This is a genomic window from Paenibacillus sp. S29 (assembly GCF_049319765.1).
GTDB lineage: Bacteria > Bacillota > Bacilli > Paenibacillales > Paenibacillaceae > Paenibacillus > Paenibacillus polymyxa_B.
On sequence record NZ_JBMOUI010000004.1, the window covers coordinates 226,932 to 243,760 of the forward strand.

A 16,829-nucleotide genomic window follows, 5' to 3' on the forward strand; every position below is an offset into this window, starting at 1 on the left:
AAAGGATTCGCTCAGCCATTCATACGGTTATGCACAGGTTTTGCACATCTTGTACGCACTTTATCCACCGCACATTACTATTTATCCACAAAAACAGCGTGCTTTATGCACAATTTGTGCACAAACTGTAGACAATATAACGATATCTCACACTTTGCACACAGATTGTCCACAAACTATCAACATATTGGGAGTAACTGTGGATATACTTCCGTAATTATCGGTCGCCAGTTTTTAAATGGCGGCGCGGATGTGTGATTTTCCCCATTTTATTCTTGTCATCCTTTTTGGGGATAAGTCGTTCATCAGTACGTCCTTCATGATGATTATCAAAGGCGTATTCGGTCATTTTCCACTCGGAAGTACCCAAAACAACATCAGAGGGAAAATGCTGACCTCTGTGCAAATGCTGTTCATGTCCATCCTCATCAATATAAACACCATCCACTTCTACCTTTTCACCCGAAAGCGGGAGCAAATCCTTTCCTTCGCGTTCCATTGGTATCCCCTCCGTCTGGCTTATTCTTCGTTAATTTGTCCGTACGGAAGGTCTTTTATCCACAAGCTGATGCAAAATATCCTCGGCAATCTGGTCTGCGGGATGAGGCTTGCGAAGCAACTCAATCGCCTGAGTCATCTCTTCGGCAAGAGAGGGGATGGAAATCAGGTCGAGACAATGCTGAATCAGCTCCTCCGTCGTGCGCGCAATACGGGCAGCTCCTTTTTGCTGCAAATACAGAGCATTATTTAGCTCCTGACCGGGCACGGGCTTGAACACAAGAATAGGCAAACCGGATGCAATGCTTTCCGAGAGTGTAATGCCGCCGGGCTTTGTAATCACCAGATTGCTCGCACGCATAAGTGCTGGAACAAAGTCCACGAATCCATAGGTGTAAATGTCCGGGTGGTCTGCATACAGCGCATCCAATTCTGCTTTCAGTTGCTGGTTACGTCCGCAGACGATGAGTAGCCGCAACTGAGGAAGCTGGCTTAATTGCCGACAGATATCCAGTATGCCGGATAGCACACCATAGGCGCCTGCCATTATGAGTAGTGTAGTAGTCTCAGACTGTGGTGATGGAATTACCTGTTCCTGAACAGGAACTTCGTTAGCAGACATGTTATAAAAAGAAGCGTGAATCGGAATACCCGTAGCGATAATGCGTTCGATAGGTATTCCCCGCTGGGCGGCTTCCTGCTGGATATCCTCAGTGGCTACATAGTAGCGGTCAATATCGGGATGCAGCCAGCGCCCATGCAGATCGAAATCTGTAACCACGTTGACAATAGGCAAATTCATTCCCATTTTGCGGCGTAACGCTGGGAGCGCGAGCTGCGGGAACGTATGTATCACGAGATCCGGCAACTCCTTTTTCAGTGTGAGCGTAAGTTGACGCATTCCGAATGAATGCAATACATGGCCGAAGGCCGATTTTGCCTGCATACCGCGCGTGATGTTATAGACCCAGCCGTAAAGCTGAGGAATGGTTTTGAAGCTTTGCATATATACAAATTTGGTCAGACCGTTCAACCAGGGATGAGATTCAGCCATCAGGTCGAGAAGTTGTACCTCGCAGCGTCCGAGTCTTCGCAAACTGTCCATAATCGCCCGAGCGGCCTGCACATGGCCTTCCCCGTAACTGGCGTATAATATTAGAATTTTTGGTGCTGAAACTTCCATGATTGTTTAGCCTCCTATATTCAATAAGCACATTAAAGCTCATTTCAGGAACGTTCTAAGTTGAGGGAGGATACGGCTGGCAAAACGTAGCGCTCCAGCAGTGTTCGCGGATTTTTCCAACGGCTCACCTTGCTATCTGCTGTAAATACTGCGACTGCATTCGCTTCTGGCACAAGATAAATTTGCTGTCCTCCATGTCCGTGCGCACACGCATAGTTGATGCCATGGAGTCGTCCTGTCCACCATTGGAATCCGTAATCTCCGAATTCTGGATACCCTTCAACCTGTCGCTGTGTCGCCTGATGCAGCCAATCGGCCGGAATCAATTCTGTTCCGTTCCAGCTGCCTTGATGAAGGCAGCAATCGCCGAATTTAGCCATGTCACGCGATGTCAGATATAGCCCGATGTGTCCCATGGTGTAGCCCTCTGGATCTTGTGCCCAACCACTTCTCCTGAAACCTAAGGGTTCGAACAGATACTGGAGAGCGTACGTATAGGCGTCAATCCCACAACAATGGGTCAGCAGCACGGACAACAGGTGCGAATCAACACTACGATATTGGAATACACCGAGTTGATCCTCCTGTACAGGTAAGCGCAGGGCAAAGGACGGCCAGCTTTTGCTGCGATGAAAACGGTGGATAAAAGCTTCTCCGAGCTTTTTACCCGTCTGCCAATACAAGCCGGATGTCATGGTCAACAGATGGCGAATCGTAATCTGCTCTAGCAGTGTTTCCTTCCGCCTAGGTAAATACTCAGGCAACAGCTTATGCACAGCCGTCTCTGGCCCGGGCATATCACCGCGAGCCATAGCTATGCCGATGAGCGTGGAAGTGAAGCTTTTGGTCGCGGATCGCAAATCGTTCAGAGAGCTTACTTCATGCCCGTTATAATAGCGTTCCCAGATCAGTTTGCCGTGGCGTAGTAGCAGGAAGCTGTGCATTTTAGGAAACTTGGCTTGGATTTCACGGTCTGCCTGATCAAGTAGGGAGACATTGACGCCCTCCTCTTCACAAGTTCCTATGTTCAGGGCAGACATACGGGCAACAGGTGCAGTGAACAGCGGAGCAAAGCGGCTCATCCTTTTCCCTCCTTGTTATGTTTATTTATTTTACCCCAAACACATACACTCCAAAAACCGATAAATAAGGTATACCCCCTGTGCAACAGCTGATTGAGTACCCCAAATGACATGATGCGTAAAAGATAGGTAAAATCAATGTAAATTTACTGGAAAGCTGAAAGCTGTATCTGAATATGTTATAATGGGGTAGTGATTCAGCCAAAAGAAATTCGGTTAATAATAGTGTCAGGTACATGCCTTGTATAAGGTGTTCCCGACCTAAGCTGCAATTAGACATACTACTTCACTGCATAAGGACATCAATACTTTTCGGCATTCTCTTCAACGGAGCACTTATTTTCAACGTTTTGGGAGGGAGTTACATGGCAACGAAAGGTCACAATGAAGTTAAGGAAAGTCTGCGGGAAATGACTCGAATTTTCCGGCCTAAGGATCCCAAAAAATTTGTAAAGGAATATGTGCGAAAATACCGGATTACAGGAGGGTATGAGGAAGAGTTGACCATGGTGGTGGAAAACGAACTCGGTCGCATAAATTCTTCAGTATCTTAAAGGGTTCGATTACCCGAAAAACTAGAAATACGACTTTTATAAACCGTCTATCCACAGAGGAGACGGTTTTTTTGTGTCCGCCTTGCATACAATGGGATAGGTTTAGTGAATTGTATGCTCAAAGGAGGCGGATTCCAATAGAGATAGCAATACGAACACCGGAAGAAATCGGCTACATGAGGGAGGCCGGACGTATTTTGGCAGATTGCCACCGTGCGCTGGAAAGTCGTATTCTTCCGGGAATCACAACGCTTGAAATCGATGCTTGGGTGGAGCAGTTTTTAAGTAAGCGCGGAGCTACGCCTGAACAAAAGGGCTATAAAGGTTTCCCTTATGCCACCTGCGCTTCGGTCAACGAGGTGGTATGTCACGGTTTTCCCTCGGAGCGAGTGCTTCATGATGGGGATATTGTGACCATCGACATTGTGGTTAACAAGGACGGTTGGCTGGCTGACCGAGGATGGACCTATGCGGTAGGTAACATTAGCCGCCCGGTAGCACGACTGTTGCGGCAGACCCATAAGGCACTGATGCGCGGGATCGAGGTTGCCCGCCCGGGGAAGACGTTGGGGGATATCGGGCATGCTGTGGAAAAAGCGGCAGGCTGGCGGCGGTTCGGCAACGTCAAGCCTCTGATCGGGCATGGCATTGGCCGCCAAATGCATGAGCCGCCAGAGGTTCTGCACTATGGTCGTCCCAAAACGGGATTACCGCTGCGCGAAGGGATGGTGATTACCATTGAGCCGGTATTTACCCTCGGAACCGAGGGGGCCGTGCTCTGGGGGGACGATGGCTGGACCATCAGCACAGCAGACGGCAGTTGGGGAGCTCAATACGAGCACACGATTGCGATTACAAAGAACGGTCCTTATATTTTGACCTCGTAAAAGAGAGTTGTGCCATAGGGAGTCAATGTGCGGGTCGTTAGCATAAGGCTCTCTAGGTAAGTTTTTTCAGGATGACACATTCATTGTGGTTGTAGAGATTTTACGATAAAGCAACAGATAAATTCCCAGCTCGACAGGCGAGGAAACAGCCATCACAATTCCCGCTACTTTGCCGTCCAGTCCTGGAAAAAAGCAGATACACAGAATAAGCGCGAGAATCGCAAAGCTCACAGAAAACAGCCTACCGATAAAGATAGGTTTAGTATTACCGATTAATATCGACCGTCCTATAAAATATTCCACCCAAGGATAAAATGCAACATAGACAGCCAGTATGCGAAGCAGTCCTCTGGTTTCTAGCAACAGTTCTCCTTCCAATCCCAATACATTCCGTAACACAGGATCGCCAGCAAATCCGAAGGAGAGTAACAGGAGTAGCATTGGCGACAGGATAGACAAAAAGCTTAAAAATATCAGCACTTCCCTGCGCTTGGTCGTATAAAATTGAATCACAATTTGATGCAAAGAGCTGCAAAACCAGACAAATAGATTCAGGATTTGCAGTGCTACAGAAAAGGATGCCACGGCCAACAGTGGATCAGTTGTATTGTTCAGCGCTGCTTGGATGGAAGGATTCAGGATAACCAGCACCAGCGCCGAATATAGCAAAGGAAGGTAAAAAGGTAGGAGATGCTTCGCGTGATGGATGGTTTGCTCCCCGTTGTCAGGAGGCAGCTTTCTTTTGAGAACCCGGCCTTCTAAAAAAGTAACGACCAGCTCTATGAGAATACCTGCAATAAAAATGGCGGCACCGACTCGTCCGTCATTCGTCCAGCCAGCACGGATCAAAAACCAGGAAGCAATTAGCATCACGATAATACGTATGGACGAGCTGAATGTCATCCATGCCGTTCGGTGCTTGTTAATAATAAGTCCCTGATATATGTTACGGACAGCTACTAATATGTATAGTAAAGTAAGAACCTGAAATACGTTCTTGGTGGGTTCAATTAATACGGGGGACACACCAAATACATATTGAAAGACCAGATTGCCTACGGGCGTCAACCCGATGCTCCAGCCGATGATCAATACAGCCACAGCCACGAACGTACATAAAATACTGATAGAATGAACGGACTTGCGATCATAACCAAATTTCGTGGTCATTTGCCGTACAGCGGTTAACGGAGTTTCCAACAGTAGGCACAAGCTGACGGCGACCGCATAGCTGCTTAATGTAAACGAAGGATGTTCCGAACGAGCAAGCACGGCATTGACGATGACATGCGTTAGTGCAGCAATTAATGACGAAATGCCAAGCGGCACATAAAATGAAACAATTTTATTCAAGTCGAATCCCCCAGTAAACGAATAGTGTAGTGAACGGGTTATCCTATCCAACTTCACTAAACAATGAATATCCTTATTATAGATCAAGATTTGGATCGTCGATATAATAGAGTGCATAATATTGGAAACTAGGAGTGGAACTTACATGAACATCAGGGAAGCAACGATATCAGATGCCGAGGGCATCGCCAAGGTGCACGTAGATTGCTGGAAGACGACGTACAAAGATATAATGCCTGCCCAGGTTCTGGAACAGATTTCCTATGAGCAAAGAACAGAACTGTGGAATGCGAATCTATCCAGTGAAGACGGTCATCGGGTATATGTTGCTGAAAATGAGAAGGGGGAAATCATCGGATTTGTGAGTGGGGGTCCAGAAAAATCAGGTGAATACCCCCCGTATGGGGGAGAAATAACGGCTATTTACGTTTTGAGTGAATACCATAGTTTAGGCTTGGGGAAGAGACTATTTTTACGTCTGCTTCAACATTTTAATAGTATGGATATTCACTCTGTAATCGTATGGGTGCTAGCAGATAATCCAGCATGTACTTTTTATGAAAGGCTGGGGGCCAAACTTATAGTAGAACAACATATTATAAATATGAGTGGCAAAAACCTGAACATGGTGGCTTACGGTTGGATACTATTCGGATAGAATACGCTTTTGTCCTTCCAAAGCACGAATCGGTGCGATATTTTGCGTAAATTCCAACGTTCCCAGATAGCGGCCCTCTGCATCACGGATGGCAAAATAACGGATGTAGACAAATTTATCCTTGATTGGAATCCAAAAATCTTCAACATCCTTGCGACCTGCCTTAAAATCTTCCAGCAGCTTCTCAACGACATGCACGCTTTGGGGTGGGTGGCAATTCTGTACGGTACGACCAATGACGGCTTTCGTGCGTGCGAAGATTCGTTCCTTACCATGGGAAAAATAGCGAACAACATCATTTTCATCAATAAAAGTCAGGTCAACGGGTAGATGATTCAACAGTAGTTCCAATTGTTGTACAGATATAATCCCCGTCTCGAATCGCACGAAGCCCTGCGGTGTTCCAGATGTGCCTTCCGTTTGCTCAAGGGCTTCTGCCGGTTCCTCTGCCCGTTCAGGTATCCATTCACGTTCGGGAGCGGTCAAGCAGAACCCGATTTCTTCGCTTTCCCGGGCTATTTTCAGCCACTCATCCTCTGTCAGCTTACTGAGTGCCATCGGTAGCAAAATATTTTCTTCCTTGAATATCATTTCATTCACTTCGCTCATGATATGGGCAAGTGCCTTCCCAATCTGTTCACGATCTCCGTTATATTCGGTGAGCAGATTCTTTGCCTCCTTAATCGCGGCACGAATGCTGTCGTCCACACCCCACATAACTTTGGTTGGACCAAAAATTCCATAGCGTTCTAGATAAGGAAAGACCAGATTTTCTTTGCGGCTATAGTGCTTGTCGAGATCGAGCAGCAGACTTAAATCTTCCAGTAACTTGTAGATGATTTTGGGGCTGTCGTCCTTTTGAAATTGGTCCGCGTGCAATGACAACTTGAAGTTGACCAATCGTTCGATCTCCCGATTTTCCAGCTTGAAGGTATGAACGGGATGTCCCGGTTGTTCCTCTGGTCCTGAAGGACGGTGAATATCCTCAATGGAACCCTTGAATATCGATGTATGCACGGAACAAAGACGCTGCACTTCCGATACGGGAATTCCCTCCTCGGTCATCAATGCATGCTCCATAGCTGAAATTTCCGCTACGCTTACTCCGCCAACAGCCTCTGCGAAACGCGCTTTGACTTCCTCCACGCTTTTCCCGGCATGTAATTCTTTTATAATTTCCTTTAGCGTTTGTTGGCGTTCCGTTAATTCCTGTGCTGTATGTTCACGGTTGTTAATTAGCTCGCTCATGATTGTTAGCTCCTTTATTTTTGAATGGTAAAACCATGTTGCAAAAACGTGCTTTCCACGGTTTCCATAGCTACTTTTTTCATTGCAATACCTTTGGACAGTGTCATAAAACGACCTGCGGTCTGTAACATGCCAGGCTTGGCGATATCGTGAAAACCCAGCTCTACCATAATGTCCTTCACTTCGGGATAACGATTAACAAGGTTAAATATGGGCTCATCCCAGTGCAGTATCTTATCCATTTATTCATCCCCTTGATTGAGAACGTTTATCATTTACAGAGTAGCATAGGTTCTGACGAGCTTTTGTGATTGTACGCACAATTTACATTCAGGTGTTGACAGTTGTAATTCATGGTTTATATACTGTGTATAAGGATATATACAGTAATAACACTGATTACTGTAATAATAACTTCGTATGAAGAGAGAACGAGGTCGTCATTACAGGCAGTGCAGAAGGGATCAGGATAAGAAAATGACAATCATCAAGCAGGCATGGAAGATTAACCGGCACGATTTTCGTAACAATCCATATGTCATGCTGTGGACATTGCTGTTTATTGCGTATTTGGGATTTACTATGAGTTTTGCTGTAAGTGTGCAATGGGGTGAACTTGGAAACTTGAGTCCAGTAGCCGATTTTATCATGCTGGTGTTGATTCCGTTTCTCGGATTCATTTATAACCGCCGTGCTTTTAAATATCTTCAGGAAGATTCCTATACGCATATGCTAGCCTTTTTCCGCACTTTGCCTATACCGATGAATGCGGTGATTATGAGTCGAATTCAACAGGCGCTTTTGGCGTTTGTTGTGAACAGTGTAATATTTTTCACTCTATTGTTTACGTTGTCAGCTACGTTTCGGGTATATGCCAGTACAGGTTTCTTTGTATCGTTTGCACTTACCTGGATAGGCTACGGCATGCTGATTCAAGCCATTTATATTCATTTGGAATTTCTTAAAAGAGGAAAATCCTACTTTTGGCTATCCATTGTCATCATGCTCATTTGTGGGATAGTTACGATTATAGTTCGAGTATGTGGAGCCAATCTGGTATCGTTAACAGCATTTTATAGCAAGGAATGGAAGCTGTTGTCTCCGGTGATGTGGGGAGCGTTGCTGGCAGGAGTTCTGGGTATGTGGGTGTCCTATAAGGTGACACAGCGTAGGCTTATGAAACGGGACTTAACTTAGCGGTATGTGTACAAAGATAGATAAAAAGGGGGGGAGAAGCAGGTGAATATACCAGTGCAAATTGATGAGAATAGCGCGGAACCGCTGTATGCACAAATTGAAAAGCAACTTCGTTCACTCATCGTAACCGGACAGATTGCAGCGGGAACGCTGCTTCCCTCCATTCGGGAGTTTGCAGGGACGCTCCGCTGCAGCGTCATCACCGTCCGGCGGGTCTATCAGGATTTGGAGAATGAAGGCTTGCTTCGTACCCGGCAGGGGACGGGCACCTTCGTAGCTCTGGTCGAGGACGATAAGCGCTCAGGTTATCGCCTTAAAGCAGTGACCGAGGCGTTGGAAACGGCGATTGACACAGGCATTGCTGTGCAGATGACAGAACAGGAATTGTTGGAGCTTTTCGCAGAAATGGTGAAGAGAAGGTATGAAGTCCAAGTGAAGGAGTGACACCCGTGAAGAACGATATAAATCATCATGTGGAAGTTCCTATGGGGATACAGATAAAAACACCCATTATTGAGATGAGCCAAGTCTATAAAACCCGAGGTAACCGGGAAATTGGACCGATTAATCTAACCATTGAACCGGGATATGTAGTCGCTTTGGCTGGACATAACGGATCGGGCAAAAGTACATTGATTCATCTGCTGACTCAGCTTATCCACCCGGATTCCGGTGAAATCCGTTGGTTCGGTCAAGCGTATCCAGACGGCATGCCGGCAGATACACGACAATGGGTTGGGTATATGTCAGAGCAGCCAAGCCGGGAGGAAGATCGAATCACGGCAGAAGAAGCAGCGGCTTTTCGAGCCTTGTGGTATCCCGGCTGGGATGAAACACGTTTTCAGCGTCTGATGGAACGATTTCAGGTCCCTCAGCATACGAAATTATCGCGCATGTCCAAGGGAGAGCGTCGTAAGTTTGAACTGGCTGCAGCCTTGGCACCTCACCCTCGTTTGTTGCTGCTGGATGAGCCTTCGTCGGGTTTAGACCCTTTTGCCTGGAAAATCATGCTGGAGGAACTGCGGGATTGTATGGAGAACGGCAAAACGACGGTCATTATTGCTACTCATATTATAGACGAGATCAAGCGTTTGGCGGATTATATTGTCCTGATGCATGATGGCAAGCTGCTCGGCAAGCTGGAAAAAGACCATTTGCTCGAAAATAGCAAAGAAATGTGGTTTGAAGGCACGCCAGAGGAGGCATCGGAGCTTCCGGGAGTGGTAGAGACGGAGAGCGAAGGCGGATTGCAGCGAATTGTAACGTTGGCAGCTGGAGAGACCAGCGCCATATTGGAACAAGCGGGCATTCGCCCTATCCGTGTGCGGCGTTTGGAGCTGGATGATATTTTAATACATTGGTCTGCTGGACAACTATCAGAAGATGCGGAGATATACACGCAGAAAAAAGGAGCGGAGTAATCATGAGCATGCTGCAATTGAAAGAGGTCGTGAAGCAATATGGGAACCACACGGCGGTGAACGGAATTTCGCTGAATGTGAACGGCGGGGAGATTTACGGATTACTGGGAGGCAATGGAGCAGGCAAAACGACAACGATGCGCATGGTGCTCGGCCTGATTTACCCTGATGGAGGAAGCATTCAATATGAGGGCAAGCCCTACAGCAAGGAGCTTCAGCGGACGATGGGCTATTTGCCTGAGGAGCGTGGACTATACCCCAAGGTGAAGGTGAGCGAGCAAATTAACTATTTGGGCAGGCTGCGCGGCATGTCGGCCAAGGAGGCGGACAAAAGCCTACGCTACTGGCTGGAACGCTTTGGAGTGCCGGAATACTACGACAAGCGGATTGAGGAGCTATCCAAGGGGAATCAGCAGAAAATGGGCTTTATTGCCGCTGTTGTGCATCGCCCAACGCTGCTTATTTTGGATGAGGCCTTCAGTGGGCTTGATCCGGTGAACGTTGAATTGCTTAAGGATACGGTGAAAGAGCTGCGGGACGATGGGGCTGCGATTTTATTCTCGACCCACCGCATGGAGCATGTGGAGGAACTGTGCCGCCATATTACGATCTTGCATCGCTCAAATACAGTTGTGCAGGGAAGTGTGCAGGAGATTAAGGGCCGTTACCCACGTGAAAAAGTTCGTCTCATTACTACAGGTGAAGTGAATGGACTGGAGCAGCTGCCCGGCGTGCGCCGTGCAGAGCCTATGGATCGCGGCTGGATGCTGCATATTGAGCAGCCGGATGCGGCGAAGCTGATTTTACAAACGGCGTTGGAGCAAACGGATGTAGAGCATTTTGAGATCAAGGAACCTACGCTGAACGAGATTTTCATAAGAGAGGTGGGGGATTCCCATGAATAGACTGGGTACGGTGATCGGTTTTACGTTTCGTCAGAAGGCGAGAACCAAATCTTTTATCATTACAACGCTGGTACTGGCCTTGCTCATTACGATTGGTATGAATCTGCCGTATTTGATTTCTTTGTTTAAAGGAGATGGGGCAGGAGGTTCGGGCACAACGGCAGCCGAGCATCATCGCTTGGGACTGATTGCCGGAAGCCGGATAGAAGTGGCGAATCAACTGGAGCAATTCACCAAGGAGCAATCCAACCCGGCAGCCATCTGGGTGCGTTATGACAGCGTACAAACGCCGGCCATGCAGCAAGCCTTGAAAAACGGGGAGCTGCAAGGTTACGTGCAGTTCACGGAGCCTGCCGCCAAGGGAGACGCGTTTCCTAAAGTGGAGTATGTCTCTGTAGAAAAAGAGCCATCTCCTGCTGTAATTACATTGTTGCAGACGGGACTTCAGGAAGCTAAGGTCAAAGCCATTATGGGTGGCAATGCATTGACCAGCGATCAAATTCGTGAAATTAGCACACCTGTATTGGTGGATAGCAGGGAAGTAGACGGTCCGTCTGAGGCAGGGGGAGCCGTGGGGACAGAGAAAAAAGAGACCTCTATGATTAACTATGGTTTGGTCTATGTACTGATGATTTTATTCTTCACCTCCTCCATGATGACGGGGAATATGATTGCTGCAGAGGTGACATCGGAAAAAAGCTCACGTATCATGGAGATTCTCATCACAAGCGTCTCACCGTTGACCCAGATGTTCGGAAAAATTATCGGCATTTTCCTGGTTGGCCTGCTGCAAATTGCTGTCTTTGCAGCCGTTGTGTGCGCTAACCTTATGCTGCCGCATAATAATGTCATTCTTAGCTCAGCCGGGCTGGATCTGTCGCAACTGAATATCGCAGTGTTGGGCTATGGTCTGGTATTCTACATCCTCGGCTACTTTCTGTACGCAGTATTGTTCGCTGCGGTGGGCTCTATTGTTAGCCGTACCGAGGAGTTGGGACAGGCGATCATGCCGATTACCGTGCTGTCACTGGCGGCCTTTTATATCGGTATCTTCAATATCGCCGCACCTGATACGATTTTCGTAAAGGTGGCCGGGTATATCCCATTTTTCTCGCCGACTGTCATGCTGTTGCGGATTGGTCTGGAGCGGGCGAGCCTGCTGGAAATCTGGCTGTCACTTGGTATTCTGGTCGCCTCCATTTTGTTGTTCGGTTGGCTGGCCGCCAAGATCTACCGTACGGGCGTCTTAATGTATGGCAAACGTCCTTCATTCAAAGAGTTAAGAAAAGCTATGAAGGCTTACAAGATTTAAATTTTTAATTGCGGTGTGTGAGTAACGGTTATAGGTGAGACAAAAGTAATTAATAAATGAGATTTTTTTCAATACATGTTTGAGATAGAGTGGGGACCTTGATTCATCAGAAGTACCGATGGATCAAGGCTTTTCTACTTTATATGGTGATGATTAATAATTGGTATGTTTTGAGAGGAGAAGTTACTACTGAATAGAGATTATCTTCAATTTTATTGAGATTAGTCGTTGGGTAGCTGATTCTATTTTTAGTTTTCGCCGTCCAGACTTGTATTTGAGATTTATTTTGAATATTCAAACGTTTCGCAACTTCACATATACTCATATACTCTTCATTGACCAACCGAGCGGCCTCCAATTTTAATTCCAAGGAGTACGCCCGAAGGTTTGTCTTTTTTTAGCCATGAAAAAACCCCCTTTGCTAGGCAAGATTAAGTCCATCTTAACAGATGTCTTTTTTCTCTTGTCTACTAAAAGGGGATAATTTGTTTTAGTTCTGTAAGGGAAATTGATGTACTATTCGCCAGTCTTCAGCCGTATATGAAGGCTTATAGGAAGCCCTCTAAGTTGGATGAAATTTTATGAGATATCGAGATTAAAAGCTCACGTTCTTGTTCCGAGAGATCTTGTGAAGCAACTTCCTCCATTTTTGTCCAAACGGTAACAGCTTCATCCACGAGTTTTCGGCCAGTTTCAGTCAATGTAACTAGGGTGACGCGTCCGTCCTTGGGCGATCTGGAGCGAGTGACCAGCCCTGATTCTTCTAACCGCCGAACTGATTTGGCAATCGTTGAATGATCTAGTCGCATAGTCCGCCCGAGACTCTGCTGCGATTGTCCGTCTTGCTCTCCTAACTGCATCAACATAATTTCTTGACCTGTAAATAGACCAACTTCACGCAACAAGTGTGCGGCTAAACTACGATGTGATCTCGCCATGGAAAACACTGCAAAGTTAATGGGGAATTGCTGGATGACTTGCATTTCTTTCTCAAAATTAGACGTATTAGATATAGACTGGTTCTCTTCTTCAAAGTTATTCATTACTTTTCACCTTTCCGCTTTTACTTTTTATTAAGCGTAGAGAATAATTCAATACTTGTAAAGTAGCGGAGTTGTGAATGGAAAAATACCCTACTATAGCTTTTATTTCGCTGTAGTAGGGTGCCGAACAAAAAGGTTAGAAGTAACTTTTATTTCATCGTTGGATAATCGGTATAGCCGTGGCTGTCGCCGCCATAAAAAGTTTTAGGGTCGGCTTCATTCAAAGATGCCCCTGATTTCAAACGTTCCACTAAATCAGGATTGGCCAGTGCCAAGGTTCCTACCGACACCATATCTGCCAAGTTATCTTTCAAGTCTCTATCCAGTTCTTCTAAAGGACGTCCTGGTCGATTAACAATAAGTACATGGGGCCAAGCCAAACGTATATTTTTAAGAATCACTTCATCGCCACCATGCAGAATATGAAGATAGGCTAGGTTAAGTTTAGCAAGTTCAGAAATCAAGTATTCATATACTTTAGGACCGTCTTTACCTTCACTAAGATCACCTAAAGGAACCCCAGGAGAGAGTCGGATTGCAGTACGACTTGCTCCAATTTCCTCAGCTACAGCTTTCGCTACCTCGATGGCAAATCTAGCGCGATTTTCAATCGAACCTCCATAAGAGTCGGTGCGTACATTCGCATTTTCAGAAATAAATTGATGTACAAGATAACCGTTTGCTCCATGAATCTCTACACCATCAGCGCCAGCCTCTATCGCAGCTGCTGCAGCTTTGCGGAAGTCCTGAATCGTTTCCTGAATTTCTTCCAGACTTAATTCACGTGGGACAGGAACATCTTGCATTCCTTTTGCAGTATACATTTGTGCCTTTGGAGCTACAGCTGAAGGTGCAACGGGTTGACGGTGATGAGGTGTATTCTCTGGATGTGACATCCGACCTGCATGCATTAGCTGAATGAACAAATATCCTCCTGCATTATGAACACGATCTGTAATCTGTTTCCAACCTTTAATGTGCTCATCAGTATAAATACCAGGTGAAGATAAATAACCTTGTCCATCTTCGGATGGCTGGGTTCCTTCACTGATTAGTAGACCCATTGAAGCACGTTGTTCGTAATACTCCGCACTAAGTGTTCCGGGAGTACCATCATAAAGGGCGCGTGATCTAGTCATTGGGGCAAGAGCCAAGCGATGTGACAAGTTCAAATTTCCTACTGTTAATGGTGTCCAAATTGTATTCATATGAAAACCCCTCTCGTTTTTTCGAAAAATATGTTTCCGGCAACGTAAATTTAGCAAATATATATTTGATTGTCAACACATTTATATTTTTGAACAATCTCTGCCTATACCAACAAGAACTAACTAGCAAAGTAGCAGAGTATTTCAAAGTATAAGGCTCTTCTATTTAAAATGCGTATCATTCATATCTTATAGAAGACCTACATTTTTTCATCATTCATACTTGATATATATTACTGCGAATATAAATAGTATTAGACGTAATCGCTTACATTTCGTACAGTGTAAAAGAAGATTCCACCTATAAAAAACGCTTGGTTGCAACAATGTACTTGTTTTATCAAAGTAAGATACATCCAGAGTATCTCTGAAGGGGAGTTTTTAATGAAAAAAAATTACGATGAATTGGCGCTTAATATTGTGGAACATGTTGGCGGCGATGAGAACATTGAAAGCCTATACAATTGCGCCACCAGATTGCGCTTTCAGCTAAAAGATAATAACAAAGCAAAGACAGAAATCCTTGAAAACCTTGATGGTGTGTTAAAAGTGGTACAAAGCGCAGGTCAATATCAAGTAGTTATTGGTAGTGATGTAGCTGAAGTATACAAAGCGATAGTTAACAAGAACGGCCTAGAGACTAATGAGGAAGATAAACAGGAGTCTAAAGGGAAGTTAAGTAATCGTATTTTCGGTATTATTTCTGGAATATTTGCTCCGTACCTCCCTGCCATTGCGGCGTCGGGTATTCTTAAAGGCTTGCTAGCACTTTTTACTTCGGTGGGTTGGTTAACTCCTGAAAGTGGAACATATGCCGTTTTGGCAGCGATCAGTAATGCGCTCTTTTACTTTTTCCCTATTTTTCTTGCCTTTACTGCAGCAAAACAATTTGGAGCCAATCCTTATGTAGCAGCAGTAATCGGTGGTGCGCTACTAGAGCCTAATTTTACTGCTCTCATGTCCAACGATGCGACAGAATCAAGTTTTATAGGAATACCTACGGTTCTTATGAGTTATGCTTCTTCGGTTATTCCAGTTATTTTAGCAGTGTGGCTATATTCTTATCTTGAAGGATTCTTGAATCGTATTCTTCATAAAGATATTCGAATGATTTTGACACCGCTTGTAGCCTTGGTTATTACAGTTCCGCTCACCATTATGATATTTGGTCCAATAAGCGGATATCTTACAGATGCATTAGGTGCAGCAATGACGTTTCTCGGGGAGAAGAATGGTATTATTACCGGAATTATTGCCGGGGGACTCCTCAGCTTTCTGCCTCTGTTTGGATTACAATGGGGGATTATTCCTATTCTACTTCTTAATCACTCGACATATGGGTTTGATACGTTCAACCCAATGTGGGTAATGGGGACTTATGCACAAATGGGAGTGGCTCTAGGCATATTTATTAAGGCAAAAGAAAGAACTCAAAAAAGTTTTGCCTTGTCAACATTTTTCACTGGAATCGTTGCAGGTGTTACAGAACCCATTTTATACGGGATTGTTACGAAGTATAAAAGAACCTTTCTTCCAATCATTATTGGCGGAGCCATCAGTGGAGGATTGATTGGGGCGCTTCAAGTCAAACAATATGCATTTGCGTTCGCAGGAGTCCTTGCGTTCCCGACATTTTTTGGAACAACCTTTTGGTGGTATGTATTGGGGGTCCTAGTATCTATCATGATTTCTGCATTAATTGTCATTTTCTTTGGCTTTGAAGACAAAGAAAAAACAAAAAAGACTCCAAATGAACCATCTAATGAAGGAGTAAAAATAAAGGAATATCAAGAAAAAAAAGACGCTTCGGAAGATGTATACAGTCCACTTAGTGGTGAGGTCGTAAAGTTGGAAGACATGAATGATGGTGTTTTTTCAAGTAAAGATATGGGAGATGGTATTGCCATTATTCCTTCAGAATACAAAGTATATGCACCTATTCAAGGGCGCATTACTAATTTTCTTTCGTCAAAGCACGCTATAGGGATTACTTCGGACAACGGAGCTGAACTTTTGATTCATGTTGGGATTGACACAGTGAAACTAAAAGGAAAGTATTTCACTGCAAAAGCAAAAGAAGGAGATTATGTCGAGGTAGGGGATCTCTTACTTGAATTTGATGGCGTTAAGATAAAGGAAGAAGGTTTTGAACTATTTACTCCACTTATTGTAACGAACACTTCAAATTATTCAGCTATTCAAATCAGCGTCGATAAAAAGACAATTACCAACGGAGAAAGGCTTCTGACTTTATTGCCTTGATTCAGCATTTCGAATGCA

The 16,829-nt window shown here is 45.2% G+C and carries 18 protein-coding genes; 9 read left to right on the top strand and 9 right to left on the bottom strand.

Translation table 11 applies throughout. The annotated features are described in order from the left end of the window. Positions 1 to 217 precede the first annotated feature (217 nt). The 3 genes from ACL9RM_RS08810 to ACL9RM_RS08820 are packed head-to-tail and all read right to left on the bottom strand — an operon-like array spanning position 218 to position 2,763. Complete coding sequence (locus ACL9RM_RS08810) at positions 218 to 499, bottom strand: hypothetical protein (RefSeq protein WP_061831084.1); 282 nt, start codon at positions 497 to 499, stop codon at positions 218 to 220. A 30-nt stretch (positions 500 to 529) separates the two neighbouring features. Then, entirely contained in the window at positions 530 to 1,681 is a 1,152-nt protein-coding gene (locus ACL9RM_RS08815; protein ID WP_250259519.1) for an MGDG synthase family glycosyltransferase, read from the bottom strand. Positions 1,682 to 1,725: 44 nt separating this feature from the next. Further along, positions 1,726 to 2,763 (bottom strand): serine hydrolase domain-containing protein, encoded by a 1,038-nt coding sequence (locus ACL9RM_RS08820; protein WP_250267362.1) that lies wholly within the window; start codon positions 2,761 to 2,763, stop codon positions 1,726 to 1,728. Positions 2,764 to 3,128: 365 nt separating this feature from the next. On the opposite strand from ACL9RM_RS08820, the gene ACL9RM_RS08825 reads away from it, so the two are divergent. Continuing rightward, positions 3,129 to 3,317 carry a hypothetical protein gene (locus ACL9RM_RS08825; protein WP_007428354.1) on the top strand — a complete coding sequence of 63 codons (189 nt, stop codon included), beginning with the start codon at positions 3,129 to 3,131 and terminating at the stop codon, positions 3,315 to 3,317. Between the two features lie 137 nt (positions 3,318 to 3,454). Next, on the top strand, positions 3,455 to 4,204 hold the full coding sequence (map, locus tag ACL9RM_RS08830; RefSeq protein ID WP_323873196.1) for a type I methionyl aminopeptidase: 750 nt from the start codon (positions 3,455 to 3,457) through the stop codon (positions 4,202 to 4,204). Positions 4,205 to 4,270: 66 nt separating this feature from the next. Here the strand turns inward: map and ACL9RM_RS08835 are convergent, their stop codons facing one another. Then, positions 4,271 to 5,557 carry a hypothetical protein gene (locus ACL9RM_RS08835; RefSeq protein WP_250267364.1) on the bottom strand — a complete coding sequence of 429 codons (1,287 nt, stop codon included), beginning with the start codon at positions 5,555 to 5,557 and terminating at the stop codon, positions 4,271 to 4,273. Between the two features lie 145 nt (positions 5,558 to 5,702). Between ACL9RM_RS08835 and ACL9RM_RS08840 the strand changes: the two genes are divergently transcribed. Continuing rightward, complete coding sequence (locus ACL9RM_RS08840) at positions 5,703 to 6,215, top strand: GNAT family N-acetyltransferase (protein WP_250267365.1); 513 nt, start codon at positions 5,703 to 5,705, stop codon at positions 6,213 to 6,215. Here the strand turns inward: ACL9RM_RS08840 and ACL9RM_RS08845 are convergent. Both ACL9RM_RS08845 and ACL9RM_RS08850 read right to left on the bottom strand, forming a co-directional pair. After that, positions 6,204 to 7,463, bottom strand: coding sequence for a DUF438 domain-containing protein (locus ACL9RM_RS08845; RefSeq protein WP_250267366.1), 1,260 nt, complete (start codon positions 7,461 to 7,463; stop codon positions 6,204 to 6,206). The genes ACL9RM_RS08840 and ACL9RM_RS08845 overlap by 12 nt on opposite strands. A 14-nt stretch (positions 7,464 to 7,477) precedes the next feature. After that, positions 7,478 to 7,705 carry a DUF1858 domain-containing protein gene (locus ACL9RM_RS08850; RefSeq protein ID WP_069291011.1) on the bottom strand — a complete coding sequence of 76 codons (228 nt, stop codon included), beginning with the start codon at positions 7,703 to 7,705 and terminating at the stop codon, positions 7,478 to 7,480. A 235-nt stretch (positions 7,706 to 7,940) separates the two neighbouring features. Here ACL9RM_RS08850 and ACL9RM_RS08855 point away from each other — a divergent pair, with 235 nt between their 5' ends. Genes ACL9RM_RS08855 through ACL9RM_RS08875 form a run of 5 tightly spaced genes read left to right on the top strand, consistent with a single transcriptional unit; the run spans position 7,941 to position 12,298 of the window. After that, the gene (locus tag ACL9RM_RS08855) at positions 7,941 to 8,660 is read left to right on the top strand and encodes a hypothetical protein (RefSeq protein WP_069291012.1); all 720 of its coding nucleotides are present in this window, start codon (positions 7,941 to 7,943) and stop codon (positions 8,658 to 8,660) included. A gap of 42 nt (positions 8,661 to 8,702) precedes the next feature. After that, complete coding sequence (locus ACL9RM_RS08860; RefSeq protein WP_039270421.1) at positions 8,703 to 9,104, top strand: GntR family transcriptional regulator; 402 nt, start codon at positions 8,703 to 8,705, stop codon at positions 9,102 to 9,104. Positions 9,105 to 9,121: 17 nt separating this feature from the next. Beyond that, positions 9,122 to 10,081, top strand: a complete 960-nt coding sequence (locus ACL9RM_RS08865; RefSeq protein WP_250268995.1) for an ABC transporter ATP-binding protein — start codon at positions 9,122 to 9,124, stop codon at positions 10,079 to 10,081. Positions 10,082 to 10,083: 2 nt separating this feature from the next. Further along, a complete protein-coding gene (locus tag ACL9RM_RS08870) occupies positions 10,084 to 10,986 on the top strand; it encodes an ABC transporter ATP-binding protein (protein ID WP_069291013.1) in 903 nt (300 codons plus the stop codon). Beyond that, positions 10,979 to 12,298, top strand: coding sequence for an ABC transporter permease (locus ACL9RM_RS08875; RefSeq protein ID WP_235307135.1), 1,320 nt, complete (start codon positions 10,979 to 10,981; stop codon positions 12,296 to 12,298). The genes ACL9RM_RS08870 and ACL9RM_RS08875 overlap by 8 nt, the downstream gene beginning before the upstream one ends. Positions 12,299 to 12,437: 139 nt before the next feature. On the opposite strand, the gene ACL9RM_RS08880 is transcribed toward ACL9RM_RS08875, so the two are convergent. The 3 genes from ACL9RM_RS08880 to ACL9RM_RS08890 all read right to left on the bottom strand — a co-directional run bounded on the left by ACL9RM_RS08880 (position 12,438) and on the right by ACL9RM_RS08890 (position 14,549). Beyond that, a complete protein-coding gene (locus tag ACL9RM_RS08880) occupies positions 12,438 to 12,641 on the bottom strand; it encodes a hypothetical protein (RefSeq protein ID WP_422759361.1) in 204 nt (67 codons plus the stop codon). A gap of 205 nt (positions 12,642 to 12,846) precedes the next feature. Continuing rightward, a complete protein-coding gene (locus ACL9RM_RS08885) occupies positions 12,847 to 13,341 on the bottom strand; it encodes a MarR family winged helix-turn-helix transcriptional regulator (protein WP_250267368.1) in 495 nt (164 codons plus the stop codon). Positions 13,342 to 13,490: 149 nt separating this feature from the next. Beyond that, on the bottom strand, positions 13,491 to 14,549 hold the full coding sequence (locus tag ACL9RM_RS08890; protein WP_250267369.1) for an alkene reductase: 1,059 nt from the start codon (positions 14,547 to 14,549) through the stop codon (positions 13,491 to 13,493). A gap of 384 nt (positions 14,550 to 14,933) precedes the next feature. On the opposite strand from ACL9RM_RS08890, the gene ACL9RM_RS08895 reads away from it, so the two are divergent. Continuing rightward, positions 14,934 to 16,811: a beta-glucoside-specific PTS transporter subunit IIABC gene (locus ACL9RM_RS08895; RefSeq protein ID WP_414126275.1), complete on the top strand. Its 1,878-nt coding sequence runs from the start codon at positions 14,934 to 14,936 to the stop codon at positions 16,809 to 16,811. Positions 16,812 to 16,829: the final 18 nt, after the last annotated feature.